Source organism: Arthrobacter sp. zg-Y1171 (assembly GCF_025244845.1).
Lineage (GTDB): Bacteria > Actinomycetota > Actinomycetes > Actinomycetales > Micrococcaceae > Arthrobacter_B.
Map to the genome: position 1 here is coordinate 1,674,798 of NZ_CP104264.1, position 22,659 is coordinate 1,697,456.

General features: G+C 67.2%; 17 protein-coding genes. 12 read left to right on the forward strand and 5 right to left on the reverse strand.

Translation table 11 applies throughout. The features are described from left to right. Nucleotides 1–217: 217 nt before the first annotated feature. The 7 genes from N2L00_RS07865 to N2L00_RS07895 all read left to right on the forward strand — a co-directional run bounded on the left by N2L00_RS07865 (nt 218) and on the right by N2L00_RS07895 (nt 8,740). A complete protein-coding gene (locus N2L00_RS07865) occupies nt 218–1,735 on the forward strand; it encodes a carboxylesterase/lipase family protein (RefSeq protein ID WP_255863048.1) in 1,518 nt (505 codons plus the stop codon). Between the two features lie 96 nt (nt 1,736–1,831). After that, complete coding sequence (gene lpdA / locus N2L00_RS07870) at nt 1,832–3,232, forward strand: dihydrolipoyl dehydrogenase (protein WP_255766122.1); 1,401 nt, start codon at nt 1,832–1,834, stop codon at nt 3,230–3,232. 37 nt (nt 3,233–3,269) lie between these two features. Beyond that, nucleotides 3,270–4,919 (forward strand): DUF4389 domain-containing protein, encoded by a 1,650-nt coding sequence (locus N2L00_RS07875; protein ID WP_255863047.1) that lies wholly within the window; start codon nt 3,270–3,272, stop codon nt 4,917–4,919. A 79-nt stretch (nt 4,920–4,998) separates the two neighbouring features. Beyond that, entirely contained in the window at nt 4,999–5,826 is an 828-nt protein-coding gene (locus tag N2L00_RS07880) for a hypothetical protein (protein WP_255863046.1), read from the forward strand. 120 nt (nt 5,827–5,946) lie between these two features. Then, nucleotides 5,947–6,396 carry an acyl-CoA thioesterase gene (locus tag N2L00_RS07885; RefSeq protein ID WP_255766125.1) on the forward strand — a complete coding sequence of 150 codons (450 nt, stop codon included), beginning with the start codon at nt 5,947–5,949 and terminating at the stop codon, nt 6,394–6,396. Nucleotides 6,397–6,481: 85 nt separating this feature from the next. Then, nucleotides 6,482–7,630 carry a glycosyltransferase gene (locus tag N2L00_RS07890; protein WP_255863045.1) on the forward strand — a complete coding sequence of 383 codons (1,149 nt, stop codon included), beginning with the start codon at nt 6,482–6,484 and terminating at the stop codon, nt 7,628–7,630. A 12-nt stretch (nt 7,631–7,642) separates the two neighbouring features. Continuing rightward, entirely contained in the window at nt 7,643–8,740 is a 1,098-nt protein-coding gene (locus tag N2L00_RS07895; RefSeq protein WP_255863044.1) for a glycosyltransferase, read from the forward strand. Here the strand turns inward: N2L00_RS07895 and N2L00_RS07900 are convergent. Continuing rightward, nucleotides 8,724–9,629, reverse strand: a complete 906-nt coding sequence (locus tag N2L00_RS07900) for a glycosyltransferase family 2 protein (RefSeq protein WP_255863043.1) — start codon at nt 9,627–9,629, stop codon at nt 8,724–8,726. The genes N2L00_RS07895 and N2L00_RS07900 overlap by 17 nt on opposite strands. A 129-nt stretch (nt 9,630–9,758) precedes the next feature. Here N2L00_RS07900 and N2L00_RS07905 point away from each other — a divergent pair, with 129 nt between their 5' ends. After that, on the forward strand, nt 9,759–10,826 hold the full coding sequence (locus tag N2L00_RS07905; protein WP_255863042.1) for a glycosyltransferase family 1 protein: 1,068 nt from the start codon (nt 9,759–9,761) through the stop codon (nt 10,824–10,826). Here N2L00_RS07905 and N2L00_RS07910 read toward each other — a convergent pair. Beyond that, nucleotides 10,823–13,084, reverse strand: coding sequence for a glycoside hydrolase family 3 C-terminal domain-containing protein (locus tag N2L00_RS07910; RefSeq protein ID WP_255863041.1), 2,262 nt, complete (start codon nt 13,082–13,084; stop codon nt 10,823–10,825). The genes N2L00_RS07905 and N2L00_RS07910 overlap by 4 nt on opposite strands. Before the next feature lie 157 nt (nt 13,085–13,241). Between N2L00_RS07910 and N2L00_RS07915 the strand changes: the two genes are divergently transcribed. Next, nucleotides 13,242–14,900 (forward strand): AarF/ABC1/UbiB kinase family protein, encoded by a 1,659-nt coding sequence (locus N2L00_RS07915; RefSeq protein ID WP_255766131.1) that lies wholly within the window; start codon nt 13,242–13,244, stop codon nt 14,898–14,900. A 101-nt stretch (nt 14,901–15,001) separates the two neighbouring features. Here the strand turns inward: N2L00_RS07915 and N2L00_RS07920 are convergent, their stop codons facing one another. Further along, nucleotides 15,002–16,348 carry an MFS transporter gene (locus N2L00_RS07920; protein ID WP_255766132.1) on the reverse strand — a complete coding sequence of 449 codons (1,347 nt, stop codon included), beginning with the start codon at nt 16,346–16,348 and terminating at the stop codon, nt 15,002–15,004. A gap of 200 nt (nt 16,349–16,548) precedes the next feature. On the opposite strand from N2L00_RS07920, the gene N2L00_RS07925 reads away from it, so the two are divergent. The 3 genes from N2L00_RS07925 to N2L00_RS07935 are packed head-to-tail and all read left to right on the forward strand — an operon-like array spanning nt 16,549 to nt 20,077. Next, the gene (locus N2L00_RS07925) at nt 16,549–17,421 is read left to right on the forward strand and encodes a shikimate dehydrogenase (RefSeq protein ID WP_255863040.1); all 873 of its coding nucleotides are present in this window, start codon (nt 16,549–16,551) and stop codon (nt 17,419–17,421) included. 19 nt (nt 17,422–17,440) lie between these two features. Further along, a complete protein-coding gene (locus N2L00_RS07930) occupies nt 17,441–19,321 on the forward strand; it encodes a bifunctional sugar phosphate isomerase/epimerase/4-hydroxyphenylpyruvate dioxygenase family protein (RefSeq protein ID WP_255863039.1) in 1,881 nt (626 codons plus the stop codon). Further along, on the forward strand, nt 19,322–20,077 hold the full coding sequence (locus N2L00_RS07935; RefSeq protein WP_255863038.1) for an IclR family transcriptional regulator C-terminal domain-containing protein: 756 nt from the start codon (nt 19,322–19,324) through the stop codon (nt 20,075–20,077). It begins immediately after the preceding gene. On the opposite strand, the gene glsA is transcribed toward N2L00_RS07935, so the two are convergent. Beyond that, nucleotides 20,074–21,024, reverse strand: a complete 951-nt coding sequence (gene glsA, locus N2L00_RS07940) for a glutaminase A (RefSeq protein ID WP_255863037.1) — start codon at nt 21,022–21,024, stop codon at nt 20,074–20,076. The two genes, N2L00_RS07935 and glsA, sit on opposite strands and share 4 nt — an antisense overlap. Then, on the reverse strand, nt 21,021–22,649 hold the full coding sequence (gene gadC / locus N2L00_RS07945) for a putative glutamine/gamma-aminobutyrate antiporter GadC (protein WP_255863036.1): 1,629 nt from the start codon (nt 22,647–22,649) through the stop codon (nt 21,021–21,023). Before gadC ends, glsA begins: the two co-directional genes overlap by 4 nt. Between the last annotated feature and the right edge of the window lie 10 nt (nt 22,650–22,659).

The following is a 22,659-nucleotide window of genomic DNA, read 5'->3' on the forward strand; positions in this document are numbered from 1 at the left end:
CCTGGGGGCGAGGCCCGCCCATGGACGGCGCAGCGCCGGTTCACAGCGGCAGCTCGCCACCGCAGCCTAGGCACCGGGACGGCCGGGCCCGGGGATGTTGGGCGGGGATGTTGGGCCGGGACGGCCGGCAACGGGTCGTGATCTGGTGGCCCAATCGACGCACGCCTATCGTAGGTAGTCGCAGGTCAGCGGTTCCCCCGGCTGAAAAGAGTCGATTGTGGCTATTGACGTTGCTTCACTGGTGGTTGAAACCGGCAGCGGGCTGGTACAGGGCATAGTCGACGACGGCGTGCGCACCTGGCGCGGCATCCCCTACGCGGCACCACCCGTGGGCGGCTTCCGGCTCAGGGCGCCGCAGCCGCCGCAGAGCTGGAGCGGTATCCGCTTCGCCGGCAGCTTTGGGCCTGTTCCTCCCCAGTCCAAAGCCCCCAGCCTCACCGGAACCCGGCGCCGGGTGGCCATGGACGAGGACTGCCTCTCCCTGAATGTCTCTGCACCGCTGGAACCCGCGGCCGGGCTGCTGCCGGTCCTGGTCTACCTGTACGGCGGTGCCTTCAGCTCCGGGTCCTCGGCGGAGCCGACGTACCGGGGCACAAGGCTGGTCCGGGACGGCGGCGTTGTCTACGTGTCGCTCAACTACCGCATCGGTGCGCTGGGCTTCATGGACTTCCGCGCGTACTCGACGCCGGACCGGCAGTTCGATGCCAACTTGGGCCTGCGGGACCAGGTCGCCGCTTTGGAATGGGTGCAGCAGAACATCGAAGCATTCGGCGGTGACCCCCGCAACGTCACCCTCTTCGGGGAATCCGCCGGCGGCCTCGCCGTCACCTCCCTGATGTGCGTTCCCAGTGCCCGGTCCCTGTTCCACCAGGCCTATGCGCAAAGTCCGGCACCATCGGCGGCCTATTCTCCGGAGATGCACGCCGCGTGGGCAGCTGATCTGCTGGAAATCCTCGGCGTACCGCCCTCTGGCGCCGCCGAAGCGCTGACCGGGCTGCCCGCGGCGAAACTGGTCAACGCCACCCGGAAACTGACCACTAAGATCGGTCCGGTCAAGCAGCCCGGGTCGCTGAGTGTGTCACCGGTGATAGACGGCGACTTCCTGCCCAGGCACCCCGTTGACATGTTCCTTGCCGGAGATTCGAATCCGGTTCCCCTGGTGCTGGGCACCATGGCCCGGGAGGGTGCGCTGTTCGCGAAGGTTTCCAACATCCTGCCGTCCACGCCCCAACGGATCGAGAAGATGTTTGCAGGCACCGATCCGCTGGCGCGGGACCGGGTGGTGGCTGCGTATCCCGGCTACCCGTCCCGGCAGCGTTCGGTGGATATCAGCGGCGACCTGGTGTTCTGGTATCCCAGCCAGATGGTTGCCGAGGGCCACTCGCGTGTTGCTCCCACCTGGGCATACCGCTATGACTATGCAACACCGGCAATGAACCTGCTGGGGTTCGGCGCCACCCATTCCTTCGATGTGCCGGTGATGTTCGGGGATATCGGAATCGGAACCGCCAAGGCCCTGACCCTGCTGGGCGGAGCAGGAGAGCTGAGGGCCCTGTCCAAACGGTTCCAGGGTTCGTTGCTGAGCCTGGCCCGGCATTCCCACCCCGGCAGTGACTGGCCGGCCTACGACGAAGTCCGCCGGCAAACCCGCGTGTTCGACAAGCTGGACCGGATTGAATCGGATCCGTTTCCGGAGCGGCGCCGGGCCTGGTCCGGTTACCGGGGCTACATCTGATCGTTCCCGGCACCCGTGCCCTTGGCGGCACCTCGTGAGAGCCTTAAACCGGCTGAGGAATTTCCCCGCACCCCCAGGCAAGGAGAGTTGGTTCCCATGAGCGAACATTACGACGTCGTGGTCCTCGGGGCCGGACCGGGAGGCTATGTGGCCGCCATCCGCGCGGCCCAACTGGGCTTGAAGACGGCAATCGTGGAGGAGAAATACTGGGGCGGCGTCTGCCTCAACGTCGGGTGCATTCCGTCCAAGGCACTGCTGCGCAATGCCGAACTGGCGCAGATTTTCACCAACCAGGCCAAGACGTTCGGCATGAGCGGCGACGTCACCTTTGATTACGGAGCGGCCTTTGACCGCAGCCGCCAGGTCGCCGACGGCCGGGTCAAGGGCGTCCACTTCCTGATGAAGAAGAACAAGATCACGGAGTACGACGGCCACGGCGTCTTCACCGACGACCACACCCTCGAGGTGGACCTGTCCAAAGGCGGCAGCGAGAGCATCACGTTCGACAACGCGATCATCGCCACCGGGACCTACGTACGGCTGCTGCCCGGCGTCGAACTGAGCGAAAACGTGGTCACCTACGAAGCCCAGATCCTGGACCGGGACCTGCCGAAGAAAATGGTGATCGTCGGTGCCGGGGCCATCGGGATGGAATTCGGCTATGTGCTGCGTAGCTACGGCGTGGATGTGACCATCATCGAATTCCTGGACCGGGCCCTGCCCAACGAGGATGTGGACGTCTCCAAGGAGATCACCAAGCAGTACAAGAAGCTCGGCATCCCCATCCTCACCTCCACCAAGGTGGAAACGGTGAAGGACAACGGCTCGTCCGTCACAGTCACCTATACGGACAAGAACGGCCAGCAGGGCAGCATCGAAGCCGACCGGGTGATGATGTCCATCGGCTTTGCCCCGCGCACCGAGGGCTTCGGCCTGGAAAAAACCGGGGTGGAGCTCACCGACCGCGGAGCCATCGGCATCGATGACTACATGCGCACCAATGTCCCGCACATCTACGCCATCGGCGATATCACTGCCAAGCTCCAGCTCGCCCACGTGGCGGAGGCCATGGGAGTGGTGGCAGCTGAAACCATCGGCAAGGCGGAAACCCTGCCGCTGGGCGATTACCGCATGATGCCCCGTGCCACCTTCTGCCAGCCACAGGTAGCCAGCTTCGGGCTCACCGAACAGCAGGCCCGCGACGAGGGTCACGAGGTCATAGTCAGCACCTTCCCGTTTACCGCCAACGGCAAAGCCCACGGGCTGGGCGAACCGGTGGGCTTCGTGAAACTGGTGGCCGACGCCAAGTACGGGGAACTGCTGGGCGGGCACCTGATCGGCCCCGACGTCTCGGAGCTGCTGCCGGAACTGACCCTGGCACAGAAGTGGGACCTGACAGCGGCCGAACTCGCCCGCAATGTGCACACCCACCCGACCCTCAGTGAAGCGCTGCAGGAAGCTTTCCACGGACTGACCGGCCACATGATCAACTTCTAGCCGGGGTACCGCTTTCCAGCGAGCGAAGGGCACCGCCATGAATGCAGGCAGAATCGTACTGATCGTTATTGGTTCCCTGCTGGTCCTCGCCGGACTGACTGCCGGGGCCGGCGCTGCCGGCTTGGGAACCCTGGCCGCGGCCCAGGGCGACGACGGCTACCTATCCGTTCCCGAAGAGACCTACAGTGTCGGCTCGTACGCCCTGACCAGCGAGAACGTCGAGGTGAGTACGGGCATCCGGGCTCAGGACGATGTCGGGAGGGTGCAGGTCCGGGGAACCGACCCCGACGGTGAGCTGTTTATCGGGATTGCGTCCAGGGCCGACGTCGACCGGTACCTGGCCGGGGTTGCCCATTCGGAACTCGGAGACGTTACGTTCGATCCCTTCTCCGCGCAATACGAGGAGAGCCCGGGCGCCGCCGCACCGGCCCCGCCGGGGGAGCAGGACTTCTGGTCCGCCTCTTCCGCAGGAACCGGCACGCAGGAGCTTGAGTGGCCGCTGCAGGAGGGCGAATGGACCGTCGTCGTGATGAACGCCGACGCCTCTCCCGGGGTCACGGCGGACCTGCAGGTGGGAATCCGCTCCGACGTTCTGGGACCTCTCGCCTGGTGGCTGCTGATCGGGGCCGTCGTCCTGGTGCTCGGCGGCGCGGCGCTGATCCTCGCTGCGATCCTGGCCGGCCGGAAGCACACCGGAGCATACCCCGGTCCCAGCGGCGGGCACGGTCCCTATGGTTACGCAGCGGCGCCGGTTCCCGCTTCCGGTGAGACGCCTGCGTCCCCGCCGGCGGGGACGCCTGCAGGGACGCAGGTTCCGGCAGGCGCCACGGCGGCAGGTGCGCCGCCGGGCACCGCGGAGGCACCGGCGTTGTCCGGCGCCCGGGCAGCGCAGCTGTCCGCTGGAGGCACCGGGGCACCGTATCCGGCCCGGCTCTACGGGGAACTGGACCCGGGGCTCTCCCGCTGGTTGTGGCTGGTGAAGTGGTTCCTGGCCATTCCGCACTTCATCCTGCTGGCCTTCCTGTGGATCGCCTTCTGGGTAGCCACCGTCATTGCGGGTTTCGCCATCCTCTTCACTGCCCGTTATCCGCGGGGGCTTTTCGAGTTCAACGTGGGGGTGCTCCGCTGGAGCTGGCGGGTGGCGTTCTATGCCACAGGCGTGCTGGGCACGGACAGGTATCCGCCCTTCAGCCTGGAGCGCACCGACTATCCGGCGGACTTCGACGTTGCCTACCCGGAACGGCTTTCGCGCGGGCTGGTCCTGGTGAAGTGGTGGCTGCTGGTTATCCCGCAGGCACTGATCGTGGGGGCGTTCACCGGGTCCGGCTACGTCATTGTGCGCCAAAACGGCCCGTTCGGCGGGTGGGACCGAAGCATGGGCGACGGCGGCTCGGCGGTGAACTGGGCAACGGACCCGGCCGGCGAAGGCCTGCGGTCGGCCGGCGGCTGGACAGTGGGCATCTCCCTGCTGACCCTGCTGGTCCTGGTCGCTGCAGTGGCCCTGTTGTTCACCGGCCGCTATCCGCGTCCGCTGTTCGAGTTCGTTATGGGCCTGCAGCGCTGGTCCTACCGCGTCCTGGCTTACACGGCGCTGATGCGCGACGAATACCCGCCGTTCCGGCTGGACCAGGGACCGGTTGACGCGCGGGACCTGCCGGCTGCCGGGGGTGCGGCACGTTTCAGCTAGCCGGCCGATCTGCCTACGGCACGGCAGCCCTTGCCGCAGCGGCACCCGCTGCGGGGTCCGGTAGGGCATACTGGGCCGCATGACGAGCTTGGAAGGGCCGCTTTCCGATCCGCAGTCCGGAGTCTGGATCGCGGAGCGGCTGGCTGAGCCCGGTACAGTTGCGGGCACCGTTCCCGGCGGGTTCGAGGCCTACGCACGGGTTTTCCACCCGATCCGGGCGCAGCTGCTGGGCTGGCAGCAGGACGGGCCGGTACGTGCCGAGTCCCGCCCCATGCGCTGGGAAGAGCTGGCGGAGGTGCGCGGCACGGTGGCCCATCCGATGATGCAGTGGTCCTCCATTCTGGCCGGCTACCGCAATCCGGTATCGAATGAACCGGGGTGGCACTATGAAGACCCGTTGGTCGGCGCGCTCCCGGCGGGCACCCTGGCCGAGGTAAGCCGCATTCTCGGTGCACACACACAAACTTCCGGCCGTTGCTTTGCCGGGCTGTGGGACGGGTACGGCTGGGTGGCCGGCAGCGGGGAGACCCTTCCCGGGTTCCCGGGCGCCGGAGACCCGGAGGGGCCGGCGCAGCCCTTCCGGGGCCACGAGTCCGTGCAGACCGCGCGCCGCCTCGAGCTGCCGCTGCGCGACTACCTGTTGTTTGCCGGCAGCCTGGCGGTCTTTGCCGAACCGGGCTGGCAGGAGCACAACGGCTGGGATCCGATCCAGAGCCCCAATCTTCTCTGGCCGGCCGACGGCGCATGGTTCCTGGCCTCCGAGATCGACTTCGACTCCACGATCGTGGGCGGGTCGGCGGACCTGATCCGGGACCTGCAGCAGGCCGCAGCGCTCGAAGCCATGGAGGTTCCACCGGACGGTGACCTGACCCATCTCGGCGACCAGCTGAATGAGGTCCCCGACTGAAGCGGCGGCCGTCTGCCCGGGAGCGCCGTCACAGCAGCGTCAGACAGCTAACAGGGGTCTGTGAGCAAGGCATCCACGGATCCGGCCGATGAGCAACAGTCCTGTGGATAAGCTGAATATATGCCCCTCGAGAACATCAATTTCCACACCCGCAAGTGGGTCCGCCCCGAGGACCTGAACGCCAACGGCACCCTGTTCGGCGGCAGCCTGCTGCGCTGGATCGACGAAGAAGCTACGGTCTATGCCATCCTGCAGATGGGCAACGGCCGGGTGGTCACCAAATTCATGTCGGAGATCAACTTCGTCAGCTCGGCGGTGCAGGGCGACCTGATTGAAATGGGGCTCACGGCAACCAAGTTCGGCCGTACGTCGCTGACCATGCAGGCAGAAGTGCGGAACATGATTACCCGCCGCAGCATCCTGACGATCGACAAGATCGTGTTCGTCAACCTGGATGAAGAAGGCAAGCCCGTCCCGCACGGCTACACCACCATCAGTTACGACCGCGACCGCCTGCCTTCCCACCACATCCCGCCGGTGCCGTTCGGCGTGGAACCGTACTCCGCCTAGCGGCTCCGCCTGCCAGTACCCCCGCCTGTCAGTACCCGCCTGCCTGCTCAGGTGCGGGCCGCGAATACAAGGCATACTTACTAATATGAGTCTTGACTTCCCCCTGCCGCAGGGGCGTGCGGCAGGCGGGAAACCATTGCGCATAGCCGTCCTGTCCCACCTGCACCACCCGATCTCCAGCCCGTTCCAGGGCGGACTCGAAATGCACACCTCGCTGATGGCGGACGAACTCGCGTCCCGCGGCCACGACGTCACGCTCTTCGCCAAGGCCGGCTCCGTGTCCAGCGGCCGGGTGGTGGAGGTCCTCCCGGAAACTTTCGAATTCCGGCGCGGGCTGGCTCCCGCACAAATGCAGCGGCAGCAGCAGTCCCTCGACGCCGCGCTGGGCTCCGCCGTTGCCGCGGTCCGGGCCGGCGCTTTCGACGTCGTCGTGAACAACTCCCTGAGCCTGCTCCCATACCTGGAGCTTGCGGATGTGCCCATGCTGACCATCCTCCACACCCCGCCGCTGCCGTGGATCGTGGACGCCGTGGAGGACGGTCGCGCGCCGCTCTCACCGCTGCACCGCTTCGTCAGTGTTTCGGCCCGCAATGCCACCGGCTGGTCCCCGCACCTGCCGGACCTGCACGTCATCCACAACGGCATCCGGCTGGCGGACTGGCCCGCGGGCACCGGACGCCGCACCGGAACCGTCGTCTGGGCCGGACGGGTCACGCCCGAAAAGGGCCTCCACATAGCGATTGATGCGGCCCGGATGGCAGGGATGGAACTGCACTTCGCCGGGCCGATCAGCGATGCGAAGTATTTCGAACGCACCGTCGCACCGCACCTGGGCCGCGGGGTGCAGCACGTCGGCCACCTCGACCACCGGGAACTGGCCGCCTTCCTTGGGTCCGGAGAGGTCTTCATTGCCTCGCCTGTCTGGTCCGAGCCCTTCGGATTGACCGCACTGGAGGCGATGGCCTGCGGTACGCCGGTGGCTGCCCTGCCCCTGGGCGCCATGCCGGAGATCATCGACGCCGACGGGGGCCGGCTCGCGGAAGGCCTCGGTGCCGATGCCCTGGCCGCAGCCATCACGGACGCGCGCGGCCTCGACCGTGAGCGGGTACGGAAATCCGCGGCCCGCTTCAGCGCCTCAGCCATGGTGGATTCCTACGAGGAGCAGATGCGCTCCCTCCCCCAACCGGACGGCCTGCCCGACTCCGGTCATCCCGACGCCGTCCTCGTGCCCTAACAGGAGCAGCACTTGACTTCTTCCCGCATGCCCCGCGTGGCCTACTACGCGCACCACCACGGCACCGGACACCTGCGTCACGCCGCCAACATTGCCCGGCTGGCTGCCGTGGAGCTGCTTGTCACCGGCACCACCCCGGCCGGGGGACTTCCGCGCCTGCCCGGGGGAGCGCGGTTCGCGCCGCTCCCGCCCGACGTCGGACCCGACGGACCCTTCGCGCCCGGGCCGGGGAGCTTCCTGCACTATGCGCCGGCAGGTCCGGCGCTGCAGTCCCGCTTCAGCCAGCTGCACCGGCTCTGGGAAGAGTTCGCCCCGGACGTGGTGGTCGTGGATGTGTCCGTGGAGGTCGCCGCCTTTGCCAGGCTCGCGGGCTATCCGGTTATCCACCGCCGGATGCACGGGGAACGGACCGACACGGCACACCGGCTGGCCTACGACTCCGTTCACCGGCTCATCGCCTACTTCCCGGAAGCCATCGAAGATCCGGCGCATCTGCAGGCTTACGGCTCCAAGAGCACTTATCTGGGCATGCTCGCTCCGGACACCGCACCCGGGCCCATCCCCGTGCGGCCCCGGACCGTCGCGGTGCAGACCTCCCTGGGCGGCAGCGGCGTATCACTTGAGGACGTCCTTGCCGCGGCCCGGCAGACACCGGGGTGGCAGTGGGACGTTATGGGACATACCGCCGGCGCCCCGGGGCAGGTTCCCGCGAATGTGTCGCTGCTGGGCGTAGTGGCGGATCCGGGGCCCCGGCTGGCCGCCGCGGATGTGGTGGTCACCTCGGCCGGCCACAATGCGGTGGCCGCCGCGGCCGCCGCACGCCGTCCGGCGCTGCTGATTCCCGAACCCCGGCCGTTCCGGGAACAGGCCGTTTTTGCCTCTTCGCTCGCGTCGGCGGGCGCAGCCGCCGCGCCAAGCTTCGCCTCAGTGGCGGACTGGCGGGGCCTGCTGGAAGAATTGCGCGGGACCGATCCGCAGCTGCTGGCCAGGACCCTGCTGGTTTCTCCCGCCCACTTCCGGGAACGGTTCCTGGCCGCCGTCGAGTCGGCCGTCTCCGGGAGCGAGGGAGATCCCGTTCCCGCCGGCAGGGACGTCAGTACGGCGCATTGACGCGGGCGGCGGCGAGCTCGGCGGGACCCGGACGGCGCAGCAGCCGCAGGTCCCCGCCGTCGCGCTCCCAGGATACGTAGCCGTCCCGGGCAAAGGCTTCGAGCCAGCCGGTCATCGGCCAGCTGCCCCATTTGCCCCGGAACGCCTTGGCGTTAATGACAATGGATTCCAGATGCTGCAGCGGCGGCCGGTGAACGCCGTGGTGCTGGTGGAACATGGTTGCCCCGGAAAATGCCAGCGGGACCGCCTTCCGCTGCGCAGTGAAGGCGAAGTCCGTGTCCTCGCCGCCGTACCCGGCAAAGGACTCGTCAAAGCCGCCGATCGGTTCGAATGTCCCGCGGTGCACGGCAAACCCCAGGGACCAGAACAGGGCGTATTCCTGCGAGGCACGTGCCGGTTCTCCCGGCGCCGGTGCCAGGGCAGCACGTGCGTGGTGCGGTACGGAGTCCCGGTACAGCACCTGATCGTCGCCGTCGGATACCCACCCCGGCACGTCCGCATCTGCCGTGAGGTAGCGGGGGGCGGCCATCACCAGGCCGCGGTTGCGGTCCAGGTCCGACAGCAGGTGCCCGAACATGCCAGTTGCGGGAATGCAGTCCACGTCGAGGAAGACCAGTGTTTCGGACCGCGCCGCCGCAGCAGCGGCGTTCCTGCCCGCCCCCAGCGGCAGCGGTTCGCCGGCGCCCGACGCCGCATGGACCACCCGCAGCGGCACGTCGCTCGGCGGGGGAACAGCCTCGGGCTGGTTCAGGTAGCAGACCACGATCTCTGCCGGCCGGCGGGTGGAGCGGCTGATCCCGCGGACGGCGTTGGCCAGGTGGGCATCTCGTCCCGAGCTGATGATAAGCACCGAAAACGCCTGCTCCGGGGCGGTCTGCTGCGGCTGCATTCTTTCCTTCCGCCGGGGGCGCCCTCCGCGGGCGCCGCAAAATACTAAGTATACTGAACACGGATTGTTTACAGCGGCGGAAGAGGATGCGTGGGCAGGCCGGAAGGATCGAACATCAGGGTGGCGTCAGTGCCGCACAGCCAGGTCTATATCCGGCATACCGGCGCCGTCCCGGGGGAGCGGAACCCGGTGGTACGCCTGCCGGACCCGGACCCCCGCAATCCCGGCCAGTCCACGGAGGCGACATGGTGGCCGCCGGTCATGCTGGACGCCGGCTGGATCCGGGAGAACGCGGACAGCTTCGACCTGATGCACATCCACTTCGGCTTCGACGCCATTTCGCCCCGGGACCTGCAGGCGGTTACCGACGAGCTGAAGGCCCAGGGGAAACCGCTGGTCTACACGGTCCACGATCTGCGCAATCCGCACCACCTCACTCCGGAGGCGCATGACGCGCAGCTGGATGTGCTGATTGCCGCAGCCGATGAACTGATCACGCTGACGCCCGGGGCCGCCGCCGTCGTCGAGCGCCGGTGGGGCCGCCGCCCGTACGTGCTGCCGCATCCGCACGTGGTGGACCTGGCGGAGCTTGAGCGGCGCCAGGCCCTGCGGCTGGCAGCCGGTCCGCGGGAGGAGTTCCGCGTCGGTGTGCACCTGAAGAGCCTGCGCCCGAACATGATGGAGGGTGCGGTCCTTCCGGACCTGCTCGACGCCGTGGAACAGCTTCCCGGTGCCGTGCTGCAGGTGAACGGGCATCCGGACATCCTCACCCCCGGAGGGGACAAGTACCGGCCGGAACTGCACCGCTGGCTGGCGGAGGCCGCCGCGGCCGGACGGCTCGAGCTGCAGGTCCGGGACTACTTCGACGAACCGCAGCTCTGGGACTACCTGTCGAGCCTGGATGTGTCCGTGCTGCCGTACCGGTTCGGCACCCATTCCGGCTGGCTCGAAGCGTGCACCGATCTGGGCACGGCCGTGCTAGCGCCGTCCTGCGGCTTCTACGCCCAGCAGCGTGCCGGCGTCACGGAATTCGTGCATAACGAGGACGGCCTCGATGCCCAGTCCCTGACCAGCGCGCTCAAGCAGGTGCACGCCGCCCGGAGCTGGCCGGGAATGAGCCGCGGGGAACGGACCGCAGAGCGCCGGCAGGTAGCCGCAGCGCATGAGGAAATCTACCGGTCCCTGCTCGGCGCCTAGCCGGATGCGCCTCCCGCAGGGCCGGCGCCGCGCAGCGCCTGTTCCAGTGCGGCCAGCCGGTCCCGCGTAAGGGGGGTGCCGGGAAACCGGGCCAGCCGGCGCAGCGGCATACTGCCCATGAGCGCCAGCGCGTCGGCCATGCCCGGGTCCCCGCCGCCCAGCAGCTGCCGGCCCAGCGGATGCGCCAGCCATTGTGCGATAGTCGAATCCAGTGTCAGCGGCGCCGCCGTGCCGCCGTCGGTGCCGGGCAGGTCGATGGTTCCGCTGAGCCGGATGTCCCGGGAGGAGGACCCGACGTCGATGCGGTAGGTTCCGCCGTCGGTGATCCACCGGTGCGACGCCGGGTCGAACCTCGCCAGCTCCCGCAGCGGTACCGTCAGCGCAACCGGAGCCGAGGCGCCGGGTTCGAGGAAGACCTTGCGGAAGGCCCGGAGCTCGCGCGGCGGCCGTACCGCGGGTCCCGCCGGAGCGCCGGAGTACACCTGCAGGACTTCGGCTCCGGCCCGGCTGCCGATATTCGTGAGCGTTGCCCCGACGGCCAAGGCAGGCCCCGTATCCGTGTCCACAAGGCGGAGGTCCAGGCCGGTGTAATCGAAAGCTGTGTAGGACAGGCCGTGCCCGAAGGCGAACGCCGGTTCGATCCCACGCGCGTCATACCAGCGGTAGCCCACCAGCACCCCTTCGCCGTAGCGGACCGTGCCTGCCTCGCCGGGATAGTTCCCAAACGCCGGAGTGTCTTCGATCCGCCGGGGGAAGGTTTCCGCCAGCTTTCCGGACGGGTTCACATCTCCCAGCAGGACATCCGCCAGCGCCTCGCCTCCGGCCTGGCCGGGCAGCCACGCCTCCAGCACGGCCGGTACCTGCTCCACCCACCCGGTCTCCACGGCGCCGCCGTTGAACAGGACCACCACTGTCCAGGGGTTGGCGGAGGTCACCGCCCGCAGCAGCGCCAACTGGTTTTCCGGCAGGGCCAGGTCCGGCCGGTCGAATCCCTCCGACTCCTTGTCCTCGGGCAGGCCAAGGAAGAACAGCACTGCGTCCGCAGCGGCGGCAGCGGCCTCCGCCTCGGCCACCAGCTCCGGGTCGGGCGTTCCGTCCAGCCGGTAGCCGGCGGCAAAGACGGCCGCAGCGGTCCGCTCGGACAGGACCTCCAGCGGAACGCTGACCCGCGTGGGGGTCACCTGCGAGGAGCCGGCGCCCTGGTACCGCGGGGTGCGGGCCAGCTCGCCCACCACGGCCAGTCGGAGACCGCGGGAGAGCGGCAGGATCCCGCCCTCGTTCTTCAACAGCACCATGGAGGCCGCAGCGGCCTCGCGTGCCAGCCGGTGTTGTTCGTCAGGGTCCGCGCTGCTGTGCGACGGCGAGGCGGTGCGGTCCGCCAGCTGCAGGAGCCTCGCCGCGGATGTATCCACCATCTCCTGGTTGACGGTGCCGGCTTCCAGTCCGGCCTGCAGCTCCGCCGGCCCCAATCCGCCGCTGGCGGGCATTTCCAGGTCCAGTCCGGCGTCGAGCGCCGCCGCCCGGTCGGTGACCGCACCCCAGTCGGACATCACCAGGCCGTCGAATCCCCACTCGTTACGCAGGACCGTCTGCAGCAGCCAGGCATTCTCCGCAGCGTGGATGCCGTTGACCTTGTTGTAGGCAGCCATCAGGGTCCACGGGTGTGCGGTCCGAACCACCGTTTCGAAGGCCCGGAGGTAAATCTCGTGCAGGGTGCGTTCGTCCACCGACGCGTCAATCCGCATCCGGTCCGCTTCCTGGTTGTTCGCCGCGAAATGCTTGGGGCAGGCAGCCACCCCCTCGGACTGGAGGGCGCGGATCCAGGCGGCACCCAGCGCGCCGGCGAGCAGCGGGTCTTCGGAAAAGTACTCGAAGTTGCGCCCGCACAGGGGAGTGCGCTTGATGTTCAGTCCCGGCCCCAGCACGACGTCGACATGCGCAGCTGCCGCTTCCTTCGCCGTCGCCGTGCCGAGCCGGGCCAGCAGGTCCGGGTCCCAGGAACACGCGGTGAGGCATTCCGCAGGGAAGCAGGTGGCAGGCAGCGCGTCACCGATTCCGGGTTCCGACTCGCTGCGTGGACGCCGGATACCGTGTGGCCCGTCGGAGAGCACCAGGGGCCGGAGCCCCGCCGCCGGGGCAGCGACGGTGGTCCAGAAAGACGCTCCGGACAGCAGGGCGGGTCTTTCATCCGGCGGGAGGGAAGACACCCGCTCCCGCAGCGAAGCGGCGGACGGCTGGTCAGGTGAGGACATCGGCATGTGCCGGAGTCTAGGTGCCCTCCGCAGCCGGGAGAAGAGCACCGGGCGACAGAAGAGGTGCAGGCACGAAGGACCTGTCGGCGGAACCTGCCCTGCGGCTAGTGTTTCGTTAGCGAACAGCAGCGGAGAACCGAGCCTTCGCGGACGGAGCAGACCAATGATCAGCCAGCTGGACCGTTATCGGCAGATCGCCGAGATTCTCTCCCGCAACGGCCTTGGCTTCCTGGTGTCCGCCCTTGGCCTGGAGGGCAGGCTGCCGTTCCGCCGCCAGCACGCGGCCGAGGCGGGAGGCAAACCCCGCACCCGTCCGGAGTACCTGCGTACGGCCCTCGAGGAGCTCGGTGCCACGTACGTGAAGATGGGCCAGTTGCTCTCCACCCGTCCGGACCTGCTGCCCCCGGACTACCAGAGTGAACTGGCGAAGCTGCAGGATGACGCCGAAGCGGTCCCGTGGCCGCAGATCAAGGACGAGCTGCACCAGGAACTGGGCGGAGACCCGTTGGAGGTCTTCCGGTCCTTCGACACCACGGTCATGGCAAGCGCCTCGATCGGGCAGGTCTATGCCGCCGTCCTGAAGGACGGCACGGAGGTGGTGGTCAAGGTACGCCGGCCCGGGATCGCTGCCCAGGTGGAACAGGACCTGGAAATCCTGCAGAACCTGGCCAACGCGGCCAGCAAACGCTGGGAAGCCGCCCGCGACTACGACCTCACCGGACTGATGGACGAGTTTGCCTCCACGCTTCGCTCGGAGCTGGACTATCTCCAGGAAGGCCGCAACGCGGACCGGTTCCGGGCCAACTTCGAAGACGACGCTGCGATAACCATTCCCTACGTTTATTGGGACCACAGCACCTCCCGTGTCCTGACGATGGACCGGATCCGCGGAATGAAGGTCACGGACGTTGCCGCTCTCGACGCCGCCGGGATCGACCGTCCGGCGCTGGCGGTGGCTGCTTCACGCGTCGAAATGAAGATGGTCTTCGATGACGGGTTTTTCCATGCCGACCCGCACCCGGGAAACCTCTTCGTGGAGCCCGGCGGCCGGGTTGGACTGATCGACTTCGGCATGGTGGGCGAGGTGGACGAGAAGCTGCGCAGCCAGCTGTCGGCCCTGTTCATCGGCATTGTGCGCAAGGATCCGGAGCGGATCACCAATGCGCTGGTCCGGATCAATGCTTCAGGGATGCGGGTGAACCGCGTGAAGCTCAGGATGGACCTTGGTCCGCTGATCCGCCTGTATTCCGGCAAGGACCTGGCGTCGGCACCGGTGGGAACCATCATTACAACCGGGCTGGGCATCCTGCGCACGCACCACATCCAGCTGCCGCGGGAAATGGCGCTGCTGCTGAGGATGCTGATCATGACCGAAGGCATGGGCGAGGTGCTGGATCCCCAGTTCCGGCTCGGCCCCACCCTGGGCCCCTATGCGCGCAGGATGGCACTGCAGCAGCTGAACCCGGTGAACTATGCCCGCAGGCTCGGCCGTGCCGGAACGGAGGTCCTGGAGCTGGGTGCCGAACTGCCGGACCAGGCCCGCCGGCTGCTCAGCACCCTGGAGATCGAGGGGGTGGAGGTCCACCTCCGCGGCGAGGAACTGCTTCCGCTGGTGATGCGGCTGGAGCGCGTGGGAAACCGGCTGGTGGCGGCAATCTTCGCGTCGGCGTTTATTCGTGGAGTGGGGGAGCTGACGCTGGGTGATTCGTCCCGCTGGAAATCGTGGCAGGCACCGCTGATGAGTGCCGGGCTCGCGTCTACGGGGGCGTTGGGCGGATACATCGCCTGGACTTCGCGCCGGGCGCGGCTGCGCGGTATGTGACACTGCGGCAGATGGCACCGCTGCAGACGGCACAGGGCCGGGGCGGGAAAAGTTCCCGCCCCGGCCCTGTTGGCTTGTGCTTGTACTGGTGCTTGCCGTCCCTATGCCGTGGCCGGGCGCACCGGCGCGGCGGCCTTGGCCAGGTTCAGGCCCAGTTCCGCCGTCGGGGTGTGCGCGGTCTCCTTGGCGGTGAGGGCGGAAATGGCGGCGATGGCGCAGATAGTGCCGGTGAATACGCTGGTCACCAGCCATCCGCCGGGCTCCAGTCCGCCGATGGCAGCAACGATGGACGGTGCAAAACCGGCCATCAGGAAGCCGAGCTGCGTGCCGATGGCGAGGCCCGAGAATCGGACCTTGGCGCTGAACATCTCTCCGTAGAACGACGGCCAGACAGCGTTCGCCGCCGCGTAGCCGAAGGAGAAGACCGCCACGGAGAGGGCGAACTGCAGCAGGGTGTTACCGGACTCCATGGACAGCAGGTAGAACGGCATGATCACCGCGCTGGACAGTGCGCCGTAGATGAAGACCGGACGGCGGCCGATCCGGTCGGCCAGCCGGCCGAACAGCGGCTGCGTGAACAGTGCGAAGACGTTGCCGGCCACCACGAGCCAGAGCGTAATGTTCGCGTCCACGTTGCCTACCTCGGTGCCGTACTTGATGGCCAGTGTCCCGTAGACGGTGGAAACCGCTGCAATAAAGGCGCAGCAGATGACCCGCAGTACGTCGCGCCAGTGGTCCTTCAGCAGGACGCCTGCCGGCAGCTTCGCGATCTCGTTGCGTTCCTTGGCCTCCGTGAAGGTGGGGGTTTCATGCAGCGAGCGGCGGATGAAGTAGGTGACGACGACAACCACGGCGCTCAGCCAGAACGGAATGCGCCAGCCGATGCCGTATTTGATGTCGTCCGGCAGGGCAACCACGGGGATGAACACCAGTGCGGCAAGGATCTGCCCGCCCTGGGTACCTGTCAGTGTCCAGGACGTGAAGAACGAGCGGCGGTTGTCCGGCGCGTGTTCCAGGGTCATGGAACTGGCACCGGCCTGCTCGCCTGCGGCGGAAAGTCCCTGCATCAGGCGGCAGAAGACCAGCAGGACCGGAGCCCACCAGCCGATCGTATTGAAGTCCGGCAGGCAGCCGATCAGGAAGGTGCTTCCGCCCATCAGCAGGAGGGTGAACATCAGGACCTTCTGGCGGCCCACCCGGTCACCGAAATGCCCGAGAATGACGGCGCCGACCGGACGGGCAATATAGGCGAAGCCGAAGGTGGCGAGCGACATGACGCTGGCCTGGGTGTCGGCGTCCGGGAAGAACACGCGCGGGAAAATGAGCGCGGCAGCGGAACCGAAGATGAAGAAGTCGTAGTACTCGACGGCACTGCCCATAAAGCTGGCAGTGGCGGCCTTGCGCGGGGTCTTGCCCGTTGCTGGTCCAGCGGGGGCGGATGCGTCCATTGCATCTCTCCTGACGTGGGCTGTGGTGGGGGGGGTACGGAACTCCGGGGCGGTGTGCGCTATACGCACTTGTGTGCATTGTCCGTACGCTTGAAGTAATGTAGCCCACAGCTAAGGGTCCGGCAAGCAGCGGCGCATATGTGTCCTGCGTGTTCGAAAGGCACTGCCGCCCGCACGTAGGCACCGGAAGGAACAGCGCCATGAGCGGCACCGAGGAATCATTCATTGTCGGGTTGATCGGGGAAGGCATCACCGCCTCCCTTACCCCGCCCATGCATGAAAGGGAGGCCGATCACCAGGGGCTCCGGTACATTTACCGGCCGATTGACCTCACTCAGCTGGGCCGCCCGGGCACCGATGTCGGAGCGCTGCTTCGCGCAGGCCGGGACCTGGGTTTCAATGCCTTCAACGTGACGCATCCCTGCAAGCAGCTGGTCCTGGCCGAACTTGATGTTGTGTCGGACGACGCCGAGCGGCTCGGCGCAGTAAACACGGTCCTGATCCGGGACGGCCGGTTCATCGGGCACAACACCGATTTCTCCGGCTTCGGCGGGGCGCTGGCCGGCGGACTTCCGGATGCCGCGCTGGCCTCGGTGGTCCAGCTGGGCGTGGGTGGTGCCGGCGCCGCCGTGGCCTACGCCCTCCTCAAAGCCGGAACCGGCGAGCTGACCCTGCTGGACCTGGACCCCGATCGTGCCGCAGAACGCGCAGCCGCGCTGTCCGGGCTTTTCCCGGACCAGCGGATCAGCGCCGGCACGCCCGCTGACCTCCCCGCCGTCCTGCCCGGTGCCGACGGCCTGGTCCATGCCACTCCGGTGGGGATGCATTCCCATCCAGGCCTTGCCGTGGACCTGGACCTGCTCAACTCCTCCCAGTGGGTGGCCGACGTCGTCTACCGTCCGGTGGAAACGGAACTGATCCGCGGCGCCCAGGCGCGGGGCTGCCAGGTGCTGGACGGCGGCCGGATGGCCGTGGGCCAGGCCGTGGATGCCTTTGAACTGATTACCGGCATCCGGCCCGACGCGGCACGGATGCTCGCCCACTTCCACGAACTGATTAGCCAGGGCCGCTGAGGGCCGGGACCGGAGCACCATGCGCACGTCAATTGCCACCGTCTGCCTGAGCGGAACGCTCGAAGAGAAAATGCGGGCCTGCGCCGATGCAGGCTTCGACGGCGTCGAAATCTTCGAACCGGACCTTCTGGTCTCTCCGTCCAGCCCGGAGCAGATCCGCGCCTTGGCGGCCCACCTGGGACTGACCCTGGACCTGTACCAGCCGTTCCGCGACTTTGAAGGCGTCGAGGACCCCCTGCTCGAAGCCAACCTGGACCGCGCCCGGGCAAAGTTCGAACTGATGAACCGCCTCGGGATCGAAACCATGCTGCTGTGCAGCAACGTGGGCACGGCGACCATCGACGACGACGCCGCGGCGGCGGACCAGCTGCGCCGGCTGGGTGAACTGGCGGCCGGCTACGGGGTAAAGGTCGCCTACGAAGCACTCGCCTGGGGACGCTACGTAAATGACTTCGAGCATGCCCAGCGCATAGTGGACCTGGCCGACCACCCGCAGATCGGCACCTGCCTGGACAGCTTCCACATCCTCTCCCGCGGCTGGGACCCGGCCGCGATCGAAAAAATCCCGGCGGAGAAAATCTTCTTCGTCCAGCTCGCCGACGCGCCCGAACTATCCCTCGATGTCCTCTCCTGGAGCCGGCACTACCGGGTCTTCCCCGGTGAGGGCGCGTTCGACCTGGTGCGGTTCATGGCCCATCTGGTCCGCAGCGGCTATGACGGACCGGTGTCCCTGGAGATCTTCAACGACGTGTTCCGGCAGACCGCCGAGGACCGCACCGCGGTGGACGCGATGCGGTCCCTTATCTGGCTGGAGGAGCGCACGGCGTCGTACCTCTTGCAGCACGACGGCAGTGCGCACTATCCGATGTCCCTCGCGACCCTGCCGAGCGTGGCCGAGCCCACCGGGTTCAACTTCGCCGAGGTCAAGGCCGGGAACCCGGACACGGTCTCCGCGCTCCTGCACCAGCTGGGCTTCACCTTCGCCGGGCGGCACCGGACCAAACCCGTGCAGCTGTGGACCTCCGGCACGGCTCGGGTGATCATCAACGGGCAGCAGGCCGGCGGGATGGAACCGGGCATTTCCGCACTCGGGCTGGACGTGCAGGACCCGCAGGCCGCAGCTTCCCGCGCGGTGCAGCTGCGGGCCCGGCCGGTGAGCCGGCGCAGCCAGGCGGACGAGCAGGTGCTCCAGGCCGTGTTTGCCCCGGATTCCACGGAGGTCTTCCTCTGCGAAGCCACCGCCGACGGCACTGCCGCGTGGGCGGACGAGTTCGGACCCGCGGCGACGCCCGGCCCCGGGGAAACCGCCGGGCAACCGCCGCAGCCGCTGATTTCGGCCATTGACCACATCAACCTGTCCCAGCCCTGGCAGCACTTCGACGAAGCGGTGCTCTTCTACGAGTCCACGCTTTCCCTGACCCCGATAGCCTCGCAGGAAGTCCCCAGTCCCATGGGCCTGGTCCGCAGCCAGGTGATGCGCAGCGCCGACGGCGGGGTGCGGCTGGCGTTGAACATTGCCCCGTTGATCGTGGAATCCGGGCCCGGCGGCGCGGAGTACCCCCAGCACGTCGCTTTCACCTCCACCGATCTGGTCGCCACCGCCCGCCAGGCGGCCGAAAGGGGGCTTCGGTTCCTGCCGGTGCCGGCCAATTACTATGAGGACCTGGCAGCCCGCTTCCGGCTTGATCCGGGGTTCCTGGCGGAACTGCAGGGCCTGAACCTGCTCTATGACCGCGACGGCGACGGCGAATTCCTGCACTTCTACACGGGCACCGTGGGCAACGTGTTCTTCGAAGTGGTGGAGCGGCGGGGCGGGTACGAAGGTTACGGTGCACCCAATGCACCCGTTCGGCTGGCCTCCCAGTACCTGGCTTCCCGCGGGGAACCGAAAGCGCGTTAAGTGGAGGGCGCAGACGGCTATTACGTGAAATCGGTGGAGAAGGCCTTCGCCGTGCTGGGCGCCTTCACGCTGAACGTGCCCGAACACACGGTCAGCTCCGCAGCCGCGGCAGCAGGCATCAGCCGGGCTGCGTCGCGCCGGTTCCTCCTCACCCTCCGGGACCTCGGCTACCTGGGCTTTGACGGAACCACTTTCCGCCTGGCGCCGAGGACCCTGGACATCGGGTCCTCGTTCCTGGCGCATCTTTCCCTGCCGCACGCCGCCGAGCCGCACCTGAAGCAGCTCTCCGTTGACCTGGGCGAGACGACGTCGCTCTGCATCCTGGACGGGACCGACGTCGTCTATGTTTCGCGGATCACTTCCCCCCGGCTGGTGCGGGTGGCGGTCAACGTCGGGACCCGGTTCCCGGCCTGGGCCACTTCGATGGGCAGGGTGCTGCTGGCGTCCCTGCCCGAGGCGGAGCAGGAAGCCTATTTCAGCACCGTGGAACTGATGCCTTACACCGCGCGCACCGTCCGCACCATCCAGGAGCTGAGGGCGTCCGTTCGGGAGACCGGCGAGCGGGGCTGGTCACGGGTGGCTGATGAGTTGGAGGACGGCCTGCGGGGCGTGGCCGTTCCGGTCCGCAGCGGCGACGGCACAGTGGTCGCGGCTGCCAACGTGTCGCTGCAGCTGCACAGCACCGAACGCGTGGAGGAGACCGTGCTTCCGCCGCTGCGCGCCGCCGCGGACCGGATAGGCCGGGACCTGGGCTAGTCGCTGTACTCGGTGGCCTTGTAGATATTCAGGCCCAGCGCCGCGGCAACCTGGGCCACCGCCCGCTGTGCCTTGACGCTGTTACCCACTTCGTCCAGCGGCGGCGCGAACCCGGCAATCGCCAGCTTGCCGGGCATGATGGCCAGGATGCCCCCGCCCACGCCGGACTTTCCCGGCAGTCCCACGCGGTAGGCCCAGTCACCGGAGGCGGTATACATCCCTTCCATGGTCATCTCGGCCAGCATGGCCGGGATGTTGGCAGCCTGCACCACCCGGTCCCCGCTCAAGGGATTGATTCCCTTGTTGGCGATGGTGGCTCCCATGGCCGCCAGGTCACGGGCGGTGACGAGGGTGGAGCACTGCCGGGTATACACATCACACGCTTCCATCGGATCCGAATACATGGTGCCGCCCGAGTACAGCAGCCAGGCAATCGCCCGGTTGTGGAAGTTGGTGGACTGCTCGGAGTTATTCACCTCGTCACTCAGCGTGATTCTCCGGCCGGCAAATGCGCTCTGGACCTGCAGGATCGCCTCCCACCGATCCTCGGCGTTGTCGCCGGGAATCAGGGAAACCGTGGACATGGCTCCGGCATTGACCAAGGGCGACACCGGTGTGTCACCGTGCAGCGCAACGGAAATCACCGAGTTGAACGGCTCCCCGGTAGGATCCGCACCGACCTTTTCCTGGAAGGTTTCCAGCCCCACCTGTTCCATGGCCCACGCCATGGAGAACACCTTGGAAATGGATTCCAGGGCAAATTCGAAGCCTGTGTCACCGGCTTCGAACAACGCTCCGTCCGCGGTCATCACGCAAATCCCGAAGAGGTCCGGGTTCACGGACGCCAGGTACGGGATGTAGCTGGCGTTCCTGCCCCCGGAGTCGTTTCGGTGGTCTGCGTACGCCGTCCGGACCGCCGATTCAATTGCGGTGTCATCGAGTGTCATACCGCCGTGCTCCCGCCGTGCCCGCCGCCGTCGTCGTGCGAGAACATCACCGGCGAACCGGAGGATTCCGCTTCCCTGGTCAACTGTTGGGTGGAAACACTGGACTCCGAGACCGTCCCGGGATGCGAATGCTCAATCTGCCACGTGAACGGAACGAACTCGCTGGTCCGGTCCCGCCAGTGCGGCTTGCGGAAGGCATAAATAAGGAACGGCAGGATGACCATCACCACAGCCCCGCCCACAAGGATGCCCACGTAGACTTCCGGGGATCCTACGGAAATCTGGTCGGGCGGGATGAAGCTGAAGGCGAAAGCCATCAGTGAACCGAGGAAACCCACGCCGCCGATAATCCACATGCCGACGTCGCCTCCGGGCACCCGGTAGGGCCGCGGACGGTTCGGCTGGCTGTAGCGCAGGTAAATCGCGGCAGCGAACATCAGCATGTACATGATGAGGTACAGGATCACCGTCAGCTGGCTCAGGATCTGGTAGGCGGCCTGAACCGAGGGCAGCACTACGTAGGTCAGTCCCAGTCCGGTGACCATAAAGGCCTGGAAGAACAGGATGTGGGTGCCCATTCCATTCTTGTTGGTGTGCTGCCAGAAGCGGGGGAGGTAGCCTGCCTTCGCCACGGCAAGCATGCCCATGGACGGACCTGCCACCCAGGTCACTACGCCGGCGAGGACGCCGATCAGCAGCATAAACGCGACTATGGGTCCAGCCCAGCCAATGCCGGCCCATTCAAACATGTCGTTGTAGGAGGTCAACAGGCTCTGGGTGAGGTTGATATCGGCCTGGGGCACCACGAACGCGATGGCCAGGGTTCCCAGCACGAAGATGATGACGGTCCCTGCCGCCGCGGTCAGCACGGCGATCGGGTAGTCGCGGGTGGGGTTCTTGACCTCTTTGACGTGGATCGCGTTCATTTCCATGCCGGCGTAGAAAAGGAAAATCGACGCCGCGAGCACCACGTTGGAGAAGTTGCCGAAGTCGGGAATGAGTTCGCCCCAGCCCAGCTGGATCTGCGGGGTGTTCCCGGCAAAGAAATAGGAGAAGCCAAGGACGATCAAGATGGCTGCCGGAATGATGGTTCCGATGATGCCGCCCCACTGGCTTACCCGGGAGAAGGCCTTCGCACCGCGGAAGGCAATGAACGTGGCCAGCCAGTAGACCACCAGGACCACCGCGAGGACGAAGAGCTTGTTTCCTGCGAGTTGCGCGTCAAGGTTCTGGTTGTCCCCGGTGTAGGCCAGTGACACAGCGCCGAACGTCAGCACGGTGGGGAACCAGATGGTCACCTCGATGAAGAGCATGAACATGGCCAGGAAGGCCCACCGCGGCCCGAACGCCTCGCCGACCCATCGGAAGACGCCGCCCGTCTCCGGCCATCCAGTGGCCAGCTCCGCGGCCACGAGGGAGACCGGAATCAGGAAGACGACGGCGGCCAGGACATAGTAGAAAATCGAGCTCAGGCCGTACTCGGCCTCCGACGGAAGCCCGCGGAGGCTGACCACGGCCACAATGTTCATCACCGCCAGGGCGCCGATGGTGATCTGGGCATTCTGCTTCGATTTCGCCCGCTGCGCATCCGCTGCGGGGGAATTTGCTGCCTTCGAATCGCTCATTCAGGCCACC